The organism is Chthoniobacterales bacterium, from assembly GCA_018883245.1.
Taxonomy (GTDB): Bacteria; Verrucomicrobiota; Verrucomicrobiia; order Chthoniobacterales; family JACTMZ01; genus JACTMZ01.
On record VEQL01000028.1, the window covers coordinates 21,451 to 33,632 of the forward strand.

General features: G+C 58.6%; 13 protein-coding genes and 1 tRNA gene. 12 read left to right on the top strand and 2 right to left on the bottom strand.

Going from position 1 to position 12,182, the window contains the following annotated elements:
- Positions 1 to 2: 2 nt before the first annotated feature.
- Together FGM15_09860 and FGM15_09865 are read right to left on the bottom strand one after the other, a co-directional pair.
- Positions 3 to 1,628: an NAD+ synthase gene (locus FGM15_09860; protein ID MBU3666161.1), complete on the bottom strand. Its 1,626-nt coding sequence runs from the start codon at positions 1,626 to 1,628 to the stop codon at positions 3 to 5.
- 87 nt (positions 1,629 to 1,715) lie between these two features.
- The gene (locus tag FGM15_09865) at positions 1,716 to 2,426 is read right to left on the bottom strand and encodes a CAAX prenyl protease-related protein (GenBank protein ID MBU3666162.1); all 711 of its coding nucleotides are present in this window, start codon (positions 2,424 to 2,426) and stop codon (positions 1,716 to 1,718) included.
- A 65-nt stretch (positions 2,427 to 2,491) separates the two neighbouring features.
- Between FGM15_09865 and FGM15_09870 the strand changes: the two genes are divergently transcribed.
- The 12 genes from FGM15_09870 to FGM15_09925 all read left to right on the top strand — a co-directional run.
- Positions 2,492 to 2,562 (top strand) — tRNA-Gly (locus FGM15_09870).
- A gap of 245 nt (positions 2,563 to 2,807) precedes the next feature.
- Entirely contained in the window at positions 2,808 to 3,503 is a 696-nt protein-coding gene (locus tag FGM15_09875; protein ID MBU3666163.1) for a hypothetical protein, read from the top strand.
- Positions 3,504 to 3,682: 179 nt separating this feature from the next.
- On the top strand, positions 3,683 to 4,171 hold the full coding sequence (locus FGM15_09880) for a hypothetical protein (GenBank protein ID MBU3666164.1): 489 nt from the start codon (positions 3,683 to 3,685) through the stop codon (positions 4,169 to 4,171).
- A gap of 5 nt (positions 4,172 to 4,176) precedes the next feature.
- A complete protein-coding gene (locus tag FGM15_09885) occupies positions 4,177 to 4,536 on the top strand; it encodes a PEGA domain-containing protein (protein MBU3666165.1) in 360 nt (119 codons plus the stop codon).
- Positions 4,537 to 4,636: 100 nt separating this feature from the next.
- On the top strand, positions 4,637 to 5,008 hold the full coding sequence (locus FGM15_09890; protein MBU3666166.1) for a hypothetical protein: 372 nt from the start codon (positions 4,637 to 4,639) through the stop codon (positions 5,006 to 5,008).
- Positions 5,005 to 5,343: a hypothetical protein gene (locus FGM15_09895; protein ID MBU3666167.1), complete on the top strand. Its 339-nt coding sequence runs from the start codon at positions 5,005 to 5,007 to the stop codon at positions 5,341 to 5,343. The genes FGM15_09890 and FGM15_09895 overlap by 4 nt, the downstream gene beginning before the upstream one ends.
- Before the next feature lie 216 nt (positions 5,344 to 5,559).
- A complete protein-coding gene (locus FGM15_09900; protein MBU3666168.1) occupies positions 5,560 to 6,444 on the top strand; it encodes a hypothetical protein in 885 nt (294 codons plus the stop codon).
- A 150-nt stretch (positions 6,445 to 6,594) separates the two neighbouring features.
- The gene (locus FGM15_09905; protein MBU3666169.1) at positions 6,595 to 7,257 is read left to right on the top strand and encodes a hypothetical protein; all 663 of its coding nucleotides are present in this window, start codon (positions 6,595 to 6,597) and stop codon (positions 7,255 to 7,257) included.
- A gap of 57 nt (positions 7,258 to 7,314) precedes the next feature.
- Positions 7,315 to 8,328, top strand: coding sequence for a Fic family protein (locus FGM15_09910; GenBank protein ID MBU3666170.1), 1,014 nt, complete (start codon positions 7,315 to 7,317; stop codon positions 8,326 to 8,328).
- A gap of 455 nt (positions 8,329 to 8,783) precedes the next feature.
- The gene (locus FGM15_09915; GenBank protein MBU3666171.1) at positions 8,784 to 10,085 is read left to right on the top strand and encodes a DNA recombination protein RmuC; all 1,302 of its coding nucleotides are present in this window, start codon (positions 8,784 to 8,786) and stop codon (positions 10,083 to 10,085) included.
- Between the two features lie 48 nt (positions 10,086 to 10,133).
- Positions 10,134 to 10,907, top strand: a complete 774-nt coding sequence (locus FGM15_09920) for a PD-(D/E)XK nuclease family protein (GenBank protein MBU3666172.1) — start codon at positions 10,134 to 10,136, stop codon at positions 10,905 to 10,907.
- 40 nt (positions 10,908 to 10,947) lie between these two features.
- Positions 10,948 to 12,182: hypothetical protein (locus tag FGM15_09925; protein ID MBU3666173.1), on the top strand; the 1,235-nt coding region annotated here is incomplete at its 3' end.

Genomic DNA, 12,182 nt, shown 5'->3' on the forward strand with positions numbered 1-12,182 from the left:
GATTATGCGTGGAAGCGCTGTGCGATTGGCACGCGGCGGCCGATGCCGAAGGCTTTCGATGTCACCTTGATGCCGGGCGCGGCTTGCTGCCGCTTGTATTCATTGGCATCCACCTTGCGCGCCACCCAGCGCACAGTTTCCTCGGCGAAGCCACGTTCCGCGATTTCCTCCACGGTCAATTGTTCCTCCACGTAGAGCTGGAGAATCTTGTCCAGCACGTCGTAGGGCGGGAGCGTGTCCTGGTCCTTCTGGTCCGGTCGCAGCTCGGCGCTGGGTGCTTTTTGGATCGTCGCCTGCGGGATGATCTCGCGTCCGCGGTTGATGTAATCGGCCAGCTGGTAAACCATCGTTTTGGGAACATCGGAAATGAGCGCCATGCCCCCGGCCATGTCGCCGTAGATGGTGCAATAACCCACGGCCAGCTCGCTCTTGTTGCCTGTCGAAAGAACAAGACGGTTGAACTTGTTCGAGATGGCCATGAGCGTCATCCCGCGCAGGCGCGCCTGCAAATTTTCCTCGGTGCTGTCCGGTGGGCGTCCGGCAAAAACTTTCTCCAGCTGTTTTCCCATCGCTTCGAACCCCGTATCGATCGGCACCGTTTGGCACTCGATGCCCAGGTTGCGCGCCAGGGCGAGGGAATCGTCCACACTGCCCGCGGAGGAGAACGGCCCGGGCATCGTCACGCCGAGAACGTTCTCCGCGCCCAAAGCTTCCACCGCGAGGGCGGCGGTCACGGCGGAATCGATGCCGCCGCTCAGCCCGATGACCACCTGGCTGAACCCGCATTTTCCCAGGTAATCGCGCAACCCGAGAATGAGAGCATCGTGCACCTCGGCGACTGTTTCGCGCGCGAGACCGGACGCGCGTCCGGGCACCTCCACCGCGGCATGGCACTCAGTGAAGCCCGGCAACAGCGCCGCCGGAGCCCCGTCCGCATTCACCACGAAAGAATTCCCGTCGAAGACCAGCTGGTCGTTTCCGCCGACGAGGTTCACGTAAACCAGCGGAACGCGCACCGACTGCGCGATCTTCGACATCATGGCGAGGCGCCGGGCCGGTTTGCCCGCCTCGAACGGCGATGCGCTCATGTTGATGAGGAGATCGATGCCCGAGCGACGCAGCGACTCGATCGGGCTCTGCCCGTAGTAATCGTGGGGCAGGTATTCCGCCGTCCACAGGTCCTCGCAAATCGTGATGCCGGTGCGGCGACCCGCGATCATCGCCGTGGTCACGCGTTTGGCGGGCTCGAAGTAGCGGCCTTCGTCGAACACATCGTAAGTCGGCAAAAGCGATTTGTGCGCGGTGGCGACGCGCTTGCCGTTCTGCAGCACCACGGCGCTGTTGTGGCAGGGCCTGCCGTGGCGCGCGGTGTTCGGCTCGATCGTGCCGACAAGCAACGGCACATCGCCGGCATCGACAGCCAGCGCGTTGAGGTGACGCTCCGCCGCGGCGATGAATCCCGAGCGGAACACCAGGTCCATCGGCGGGTAGCCGCAAAGTGCCAACTCCGGTGTCACCACGAAGTCCGCACCCGCCTTCACCAGTTCGCGGTAGGCGTGGAGGATTTTGTCGGCGTTGCCGGCGAAATCCCCGACGGTCGTGTTGATCTGTGCGATGCCGGCTTTCAAAAGAATTGAGGTTTTAGGGATGAGAGTTGAGAGAGGCTGAAACCTGCAAGCTGAACACAGAAAACTCCGGCTGCCGAGGCAGCACGGCTACCAGAACCCCCATTGTTTGGTTTGCATGATGTAGATGCCGAGACCGAGATTCGTGACGGCGTGCGCGATCACACAGCAAGCCAGGCTCCGCGTTTTCACCGCGAGCAAGTTGTAGATCGCCCCGGTCAGCAGCGCCGGCACGAAATCCGGACCCCAGTGCGCCAGGCCGAACATCACCGTCACGATGCCGAAAGAAAACCACGAGAACGTCCCGAACGGCACCTTGGTGAAATCCTCTTTGATCAAGTAGCGCAGCAAAAATCCGCGCCAGAAGATTTCTTCCAGCAACGGCACCACCACGACCAGGCGCAGGAAGCGCATTCCCACGGTCGTCCACCATAGCGCGGAAGACTCCGCGAAGAGATCCGGATTGAATCCGTCATTGCGGGGCGCCGCGCCCAACAGCCACTGCGGCGAGATCCACAGCGCGAGGACCAGCAAGCCGGCGGCGATTCCGGCGATGACGTGCCATTTGTCACCCCATTCGTAAGCCTTCCAAAACCACAGCAGCAACGCGCCGCAGGCGATGGTTTGCAGGGGGTAGACCCAATATTTCGGGTCCGACAGCCAGAGCGGTCCGCCTTCCTCCGGCGCGAAAGATCCCACCGCCGATACGAGGGCCAACCCCGCCATGAACACCGCGAAGGGCGCGATATAGGCGACAAATGCGCGGCGCTCGGTGCAAGTCGTCTGTTCCCCGGTTGTCACTCGAAGCCTTGTGCCGCAAAACCGCCTTGACGCGCAAGCTTCCGCGGAGAATCTGTAGGAAGTTCGCGGGCATAGTTTAGTGGTAAAACTCCAGCCTTCCAAGCTGGCTATGAGGGTTCGATTCCCTCTGCCCGCTGTTTTTCTTTTTAAGTCGTTAATCCTCTGTAGCTTGGAAACTCATTGAGCGGGGTTGACTCCTCAAAAATCAGGCCAAAACGCCTAAAATTTGGCCACTTTTCAACGTCGTTCAAGGACGTCAATGAGGATCGGGATTTGGGGCTGGGGGCCGAGGACTGCGCTAATTTTATTTTTTCGGTCCCCGTATGACTCGAAAACCCCTTTTCGGACCGGTCCAAGCCTCTAAACTTGCTGGTCCAAGCCATGAGTGACGAAAGCTTCTCTCCCCAGTTCGGATCGCCTTTCCAAGTTGTCGTGGATCATTGCGAGGAGGCCGGGATCAAGTTTCGAGCCGAACCCGATGTGAAGGGCGTGTTCTTTTCCATGCGCGGCGAGATGGCCATTTACGACGTGGCTCTCCTCGTCACGCATGACGATCAGGTATTCCAAATCTACCTCACCATCCCCATTGCAACCACCGAGGAGCGGCTGCGACCCCTCGTCGCTGAATTTGTCACCCGGGCCAATCACCGCATCGTCATTGGCCATTTCGACTATGACATGGACGAGGGGAGGCTTCGCTACCACATAGGGCATCCGTTTGGCGAAAGAGGCCTCGATGACGAAACAGTCGGGCGTCTCTTTGCCACAGCCATGGGAACTGCGGACCGGTATTTTCCCGCCCTCATGCGGGCCTTGGTGGGTGGCGAGACACCTGCTGACGCCGTTTACTTGGCCGAGTTGGATTACCATGCCGAGGCAGCGCATGAGGAAGACCGGGAGACGGCCCATCAATCTTCAAAAGAAGCTCCGCAGCCCCCGAAACCCTCTCTCAATAAGCGCAACCGGCGTCCTCGCAAGGATCCGCGGTTGAAATCGACCCGCGAGCTGCCGGGGCTTTTCGAGCGTCCGAAAGAGGAGAGGGGACCCGAGTCCAAAGGAAATCCGCCGGCTTCCTGAATTGGTGTTATGACACGCACCGCTCTTGCCGGTGCTGTCTTCGGAAGGTTGTGCGGGAGCATGGAATTGGGCCGCAAAAAGCCCTGAGCCGGTGCCAAAGCGTTGAAGACGAGCAGCCTGCTCTATGACACGCAAACTGGTTTCCAACGCGAATCGCGTGCCTACAATCGGTAGGCGTTATGAAAAAACATACCGCCCTCCTGTCCGCATTCACCCTCGTCTTGGTCGGCTGCGCCTCCGTCGTCAGCAAGTCCGAATACCCTGTCTCGATCACGAGTAATCCCACAGGTGCCGATTTTGTCGTCAAGAAGTCCAACGGCCTTCCAATCGCCAGCGGCGTGACTCCCGCCACGATCACGCTTGCGGCGTCCGAAGGCTACTTCAAGCCCGCGAAATACACCGTCGACTTCCGACGCAAGGGCGTCGTCCAATCCGTTCCTCTCACCGCAAAGATCGACGGCTGGTATTTTGGCAACATTCTCCTCGGAGGCCTGATCGGCATGCTCATCGTAGATCCCGCCACCGGCGCCATGTGGGCGCTGAACGACACGGTCATCGCCACATTCCGGCAGACGGCCGATGCGGCCCCCGGTCAGCGCTCTTTGCGCATCGTCGATGTCAACGAGCTGCCCGTCGAGTATCGCGGTCGCTTGGTGGCACTCAACTGACCCCCATGTGGCGCGTTCTTCCGGTTGCCGCATTGTTGTTTGCCGGTTGCGCTTCGGCGCCGGAGCCGGAGGTGCGCACGGCCGAACCGGTCAAGACGATCGATATCCGCAGTTGGCCGCCGGGGTGCATCGTCGAACTCAACGGCGAATACGTCGGCACAACTCCGCTCGAACTGGTCGTCGAAACCACGCGTAGCGGCAACTGGACGGCCGACTACGGACGCGGCTACAGCCCGATCATTCTCCGTGCAAGCACGGCGGACGCCTCCGGTTGGGAGCAAAAGATTTGGTATCCGGGTGACCGTATTCCCTCCCGCGTCCTCTTCCGCGTCCCCGGTGCCATGAAGCGCCTGGCGGTCTACTGATCCGGGTTTTGTATTACATTGTAATATGTTGCAAGACAAGTGGTTATGACGCTTTTGATCGTTGACCATCCGCGGGTTTCCTGTTCCGATGGGCACCCTTATGAAACCACAAGAAATCATCAAACGCTGGGCCAAGGCCACCGATCCAAAGATCCGCGTGTCACGGCTCAACCAAGACCACACTATCGATAGCCGCTATCCCGACGTTGTTCCTACGGTTCACATCAGCCTGGAACTCGACGCCGATGAAAACGGACACAAACCCCTTCTTCGTGCCTGGATTCCGTTGGGACGGAGAACGCCCCTTTTCGCTTTCGCGAAAAACAGCGCGCACCCCGAGCAAGCGGACATCGATGCCACGTTTCCGTCCTTCGAAGACGCCGATTCACTGGTCGGAGCTTTGGACAAAGTGCACGGCGACTTCCTCAAGCGCTACGGTCGGCAGACCAAAACACAGAAAGGCCGCCTGTGAAAAAGTCCCTCGCACTCACCGTCGCACTTTGTGCCGCCGCATTCTCTTCCGTCCACGCTCAGTGGAACGGACCGGCATGCGACAACCGGCCGGTTAATGTGACGGTCAACCGCTACAATTACTACGGCACCAGCGGATGGGCCCCCGGTTACGGCGGATGGAACGGCTGCGCTCCTTGGGGCTGGAATGGCTACGGTCAACCGGTCCCCAACGGCCTCGGCTGGACGCTCTACGGTTTCCAGGCGGCCGCGGCGCTCTTTGCGCCCCGTCCGCGGCCCGTCGTGGTTGTTTATCCGGGTTATCAAGGACCGGCTCCGGTCATCATCGAAAGATAACTTTATGACAAAAGAAACCTGCGAAAAAGTCGAAGCGATCTGCGACCAGCTGCTCGGCAAGGAGGGAATGGACAAATACCCCTGGCTCCTCGTGATCGGACTGCTGCTCATCGCTTTTTCCCTCCGCAACCACAGGACCCGGTTGGCTCCGGCCTCCGATAGCTTATGACACACGCCACCATGGACACTCCGAGCGGCGTCTGTTTTACATCGGGCATGACAAAAAACCTTTCCGAGACTCCCGCGCCAGCCGGCGAAAACTGGCTTATACGCCGCCTCCGCCGATCGGTGCGCTTCCAGTATTTTCTCCGCCGCGTCGTCATCGACGGCACCCTTCCGGCCAATCCTGCGGCTTGGCTGCCTGTGCTTTTCACCGGCCCTCGTCCGCCCTCGGGCCCGGGCCTCCGCAAAGCAATCCGCAGCTGGTCCCGCCGCCGTTTTCGCGGGGTCGGCTGTGAGATGCGCGTGGAAGAAGTCGATGCACCGCCGCCTTTGCTCGAGCCGGGCGGGCAGGGGACACGCGGGGGTGTTGCCTTCTCCGCACGTTGTGCCGATGGAGATCGCATTGCCTGTTTTCTCGCATGGTTGGCTGCGGATGGATCCCGCGGCACCTATGCCATCTTTGACGAAGGCGCGGACGAAATCACCACCCGCGCGCTCGAGCCTTTCACCGACGAGGGAGAGATCATCGGCCAACTCGACCGCTTGGCGGCGGGTTTTGTCGGCGAACATGTCATCGGACGCGCTTTCGAGGATTGGCTCGACGAATACACCCCCGCTTGGCTGCTCACCGAACATCGCGTTTCGCCCGAAGTCGCGCAGCGTCAACAGGAGGAACAATGGACCTATGCCCTTGTGCCGCACGGCAACGGGCAAATCATCATCGGGCGCTCTCCGCTCAGTTGCGTTGGCGTGGAAGTCGGTGTTTTCTACGCCGACGGCCGTGACATGCTCGTGCGCCAGCATTATGTGGGCCTCGCCGGATCGCCGGCCGCCATGCGCGCTCTTCTGACCAAAAACTTCGGCACAGGTCCGGATGACACCGTCATTGCCGCCTGGATGCTCCATCGCGTCGTGCCTGCTCTTCAACCCGCCAACTGACCTCTGCCGACTGACGACTGCCAACTGCCAACTCCTACCTTCCCCCATGCCCACTCCTAGTCTCTTGGTCTCTTAATCTCTTAGTCTTTCCGCCACTGATCTCTTCAACCCGCCAACTGACTCCTGCCAACCGACGACTCTCCTTTCTCTATGCAAAACTTCCTCTCTCCCTTCGAGACACTCGTCGAACACTGCAAAGAAAACGACATCAAGTGCCATGTCGACCACGGCCGCAAACTCATCGGTTTCTCCATGTGCGGTGATGCCGCCGTCTACAAGATCAAGTGGTGCATCACGCACGACGACGAGATGTTGCAGATGGATCTCTCCCTTCCGGTCCAGGCGCGCGATGAAAAGATGCGTCCTTTCGTCATGGAAACGCTCCTGCGCGCGAATCACAAATTGGTCTTGGGCAACTTCAATCTCGATTTCTCCGACGGCGAAATTGTCTACCATCTCGCTGCGCCGATCGGCGAAGCCGGTCTCGAGGACCGCGTGATCGGTCGTCTCTTCGGCACCGCTTTGGTCACGGCCGATCGTTACTTCGCCGCGCTCATGCGCGTTATTTTCGGCGGCCACACGCCGGAGGATGCCGTTTACCTCGCGGAGCTTCCGCTGCACAGCGAGACAGTCTCGGAAGAGACCAAGCCCGGGAAGGCGGGGAAATCCGCGCCCGCGGCAAAACCGTCGTCGAAAAAACCTGCCCGCCGTCCGCGCAAAGCAAAGCAGCCCCCGAAATCCGACGGCGCGGCTCCCGATCTTTTCAACCCGCCCGCCGGCGAGGGGACCGATCCGGCCAAACGCGACCGCTAAGCGCTTCACCGGGCTTTCCAGACTGACTTGACTAATAACTGGACTAATGCTTGACTTATTTTTGTGCCTTACGAGCCGCAATTCCGCATCACGCCGCGTCTGCTCACGCTGGTCGAGCAGACGGCCTCCTTGCGCGAGCGCATCCAAAGCGCGGCTGTGGAATTGTCGTGGATTCCGGCCCTGCAAAAAGACACGCGCACGCGCAACAGTCACGCTTCCACCGCCATCGAAGGCAATCCTCTGACTCTCGAGCAGGTCCGCGCGCTTGAGGAAGGCCGCGAACTTTCCTCCGTCGAGGCTCGCCCGAAGCGCGAGATCCTCAATTACTTCGCCGGTCTACGTTACGTGGAAAAGCACGCCGGAAAAAAAACCATCCGGCACGAAGATGTCCTCGATCTTCACCGCTTGCTCGCCGGGCGGGTCATGGACCAAGGCGAGGCGGGCCGCTACCGCACGATCCAAGTCCGTGTCGGCCGGCACTTTCCGCCCGCCGCGGCCGATGTCTCGGGGCTGATGTTCGAGTTGCTCGACTGGTGGAACAAAAAAGCATCCGCGCTTTCACCGGTGCTGAGTTCCTCCATCCTCCATTACCAATTCGAGTGGATTCACCCCTTCGCCGACGGCAACGGACGCACCGGCCGCGCTCTCGCCCTGTGGGAGTTGTATCGCCGCGGCTTCGACAGCCATCACATTTTCTCCGTGGACGAATACTATTGGGAAGATCGTCCGGCCTACTACCGCGCCCTCGACGCCGTGCGGAAAGATGGCGGAGATTTGACCGGTTGGTTGGAATACTCCGCCCAAGGACTTTGCCAGACCCTCGATCGCGTTTGGACGCGTGTGCAGTCATACCAAGTGCGATCACCCGGCAAGCTCGTCCTGCGACCGCGGCAGGAACAACTTCTGCGGCTGCTGCGCGATCACGGCAGCATGGCGCCGTCCGAACTATGGTCCGCCCTGCGCATTTCGAAGCAGGGAGCCATGGATCTCCTGCGTCCCTTGCTTGCCGCGGGCTTGGTCGAAAAAATCGGCACAAAAAAAACTGGCCGTTACGCGCTCAAGAAAGCCTGATTTAGGCGTTTTGCCGGACCGCTATTTTTAGCCGATGTCAGCCGGCAGGAATCAATCCGTGTCTATTTGAACGCTTCGCTCAACTCTTCGAGTTGTCTGTTTGCCTTCGGCCATCTCCGCTTCGCTACGGTTCGCTTCGCTCGGCCGATGTTAATCGGTGGCTGGCTTGGATCTTGGATCGGCTTTGCCTTGCTGCATTTGGCCGCTGAAAACTGCCAACTGACTCCTGCCCACTGACCTCTGTCTTTTCGTCTCTTTGTCTCTGGTCCCTGGAGCCCTCCAGCCTCGCCATCAGTCTTTTGGTCTCTTCGTCTTTGGTCTCCAGTCCCTCCAACTTTCCCACGTTCGAACTTCCCACTTTTCACTCCTCCCGCCCACTGCCCACCCCTGCCTACAGCCGGTTATGACACCCTGCAGCCTCGTCCCGCTCGGGCCTATCTGCTAATTTCATCACCATGCCAGAGCAGACTTACCTAGTTTACCTCTTTGCCGTCGGCGGGTTGATCTTCGGGGTCGTGTTGTGCCTGATCCCGGCCCTTGTCTTCCTTTACCGCAAGACCGTGCAAATTGCCGCGCTCTCTGCCGAGAAAAACGCCCTGCAGACCACCATCGCCGCGCGCGATTATGACGAGGTGCGCCTCAAGGAGGCCTTCCACGCCGTCTCCTCCCAAGTCCTGCAGGAGAACAACAAATCTTTCCTTGATCTCGCGCAGCAAAACCTCGGCCAATTCCAGACCGAGGCCAAAGGCGACCTTGCCGCCCGCGAAAAAGCGATTGCCGACCTCCTGAAACCCATCAACGACCAACTCGGCCACTTCAAAGAATCCGTCGCCAAAGCGGTCACCGATGCCGGCGATGAGCGCAAAGCTCTCAAAGTCCAGGTCGAGGAACTCGTCAAATTCAGCAATGCCGTCAGCACCGATGCCAAAAACCTCACTGAAGCCCTCAAAGGATCCAACAAAGTCCAAGGCGACTGGGGCGAGATGATCCTGGAGCATCTGCTTGAAGCCTCCGGCATCCGCAAAGGCATCGGCTTCACCGTCCAGAAGCAATACGAGGACGGCGAAGGCAAAAAAGGCAAACCCGACGTCATCCTCAATCTTCCTGCCGATCGTTGCCTTGTTGTCGACTCGAAGGTCTCCATCGACGCCTACGTCGGCTACGCAGGCACAGACGACCCCACGGAACGTGACGCCCGGCTGAAAGACCACATCCGCTCCATCCGCGCGCACATCGACGGTCTTTACGGGCGCAACTACCAGAAGCTTTACGGCATAAAGGAGACACCCGACTTTGTCGTTATGTTCGTCCCCGTCGAGCCTGCGTTTCTCTTGGCCATCTCGCGCGATGAAAAACTCTTCATGGACGCATGGCACAAGAACGTCCTGCTGGCCAGCCCCTCGACGCTGCTTTACGTGCTGCGCATCGTGGAAAATCTGTGGCGTCAGGAAAAACAGGCCCTCAACTCCCGCGAGATCGCCGAGCGCGGTGCCAAGCTTTATGACAAATTCGTCGGCTTCGCCGTCGACTTCGAGCGCATCGGCAAGTCCCTCGACAGCGCGCGCAAGGCCTACGATGACGCGCACAGTGTCTTGGCTACGGGCTCCGGCAATCTTGTTCGTCAAACCGAGATGCTGCGCGATCTCGGCGTGAAACCCACCAAGAACCTTCCGCCGAAACTCCTCGAGTCCTCCGCCGGGGAGCCTCGATTCCTTCCGGAAGGGGACGAGGAGCAGAAGGTTGCAGTAGCCAATTGACGAATCATCACGCAAGTCTCACACTCCGATCTCAGCCTTCCCACCCCCATGCCCCGCACGAAGTCCGCCGAACCTAAAAAGCCCAAGACCTCGAAGTCTCGCAAGAAGCTCTACGAGCCCGGATCAACTGACCCGTATTCCCTCAGTCGCTCGAAGATCGACCTTTTCCTGAACTGTCCGCGCTGCTTTTACTTGGACCAGAGGCACGGGATCGGACGCGTGTCCGGTCCGCCCTTCACCATCAACAGTGCCATCGATTCCCTACTCAAGAGAGAATTCGACTCCCATCGCATCGCAGGCACGGTGCCGGATGTCCTTGCAGACGCAGGTCTTGATTACGTGCCTTTCCGCCACGAGAAGATCGATGATTGGCGCAATTTCCGCCGCGGAGTTCATGCCTTGCACACCGAAACCATGTTCGATGTCTATGGTGCGCTCGACGACGTGTGGCAAAATCCGGCGACGCAGGAAATTCTCGTTGCCGACTATAAAGCCACCGCCAAGGCGTCCGATGTCGGGATCGATGCCGACTGGCAGATTTCCTACAAGCGGCAGGTCGAGCTCTACCAGTGGCTGCTCAGGGCAAATGGCTTCCGGGTGTCGGAAACGGCTTGGTTCGTTTATGCGAATGGCGATGTCTCGGCCCAGGCGTTCGGCGCTCGCATGGACTTTAGAATCAGCCTCATTCCCTACGCAGGCGATACCGTTTGGATCGAGCCGACTCTGCGTAAAATCGAAGAAACCCTAGAGTCCGACCAACCGCCGGACGCGCCCGAGTCTTGTTCTTGGTGTGAATACCGCAAAAAGACGGCTGGCATCTAAAAACTAAAGACACCTAACCTTAAAAACCCAACGAACCCATATGGCTAAATTCAACCCCGACGACTTTGGTAGCACCATTAGCTACCTCAAACAGCAGTATGAGCGCGAAAAAGGTAATTGGGGTAAAATCGCGGCGATGTTCAACGCTGCAAAAGCTGCCAATGTTCTGGATCCCGGCATCACGCGTGCAGTTTGGGACCAAGCATTAGAACACGCTAAAAAAGAATTTGCGGAGCAAGAAGACGCGGAAAGGTCAGCGGCCGCTGCTCAAGACGACGCGACGCTGTCGGATTACGAAGTTGCCGATGTCAAGTTGAGCACTGATGCAGATTCTTGCTGGCAATCTTATAAATCAAAGTTGAGCAAGCGCTATCTTCCCAGCGACATCGCGAACCTTGAAAAGTCTGCATTTTCGGTCCTCCAGCGCCTCGTTCGCAGCAGGCAGGAAGATTCAAGAAAGGCAGAAAGCCGCCGAAACGATGCCGTGAAAGGCATGGTTATTGGTCACGTTCAGTCCGGAAAAACGGGACATATTCTCGGGCTCATGTCGATGGCCGCAGACCGAGGCTTTAATTTTTTCATAGTCATCAGCGGGACAATTGAAAATTTGCGCCTGCAAACCGAGCAAAGGGCAATGGAGGACTTGTGTGGTGAATCCAGAAAATGGGTAATGCTCACGAAGAACGATGTTGCTCCTCGGGGAAGACGTCCTAGCGAGCTACTCGATGATGCCACGCGACCTAACTCACGGCGTCCAGAACGCTACTATCACGTTTGCCTTAAAAACGGGACCCGCTTGAAGCACATTTTACAGTGGCTGAGCAAAGACAAGCATGTTCTCAAGCGTCTGAGGATATTAATCATCGACGACGAAGCCGATCAAGCCAGCGTCAATACTAGAAAGAGGGGCGCTGATTATGATCCGAACGCTGAGACAACAGCACGGAACGCGGTAAACAAGAAAATACTTTCTCTTACCAAACTTCCGGCCGATGCCGTCAACTATATAGGATACACAGCAACGCCGGCTGCAAACCTTCTGAGCGAACCGCCGGGAGAAAACACGCTATTTCCAAGGGATTTCATCAGAAGCCTACCTGAATCCTCATCGTATCTCGGTCCGAAACAGATTCATGGTGCCGATGCATGCCTAGGCCCTAAGCAATTGCCGAATAGTGCGTTGGACGGGCTGCCCATCCTTCGGGAAATTCCCGACGACGACAAGCATTTGGTCGATGAAATCGAGGGTGGGAAAACGAATGAGTTGCCAAAGAC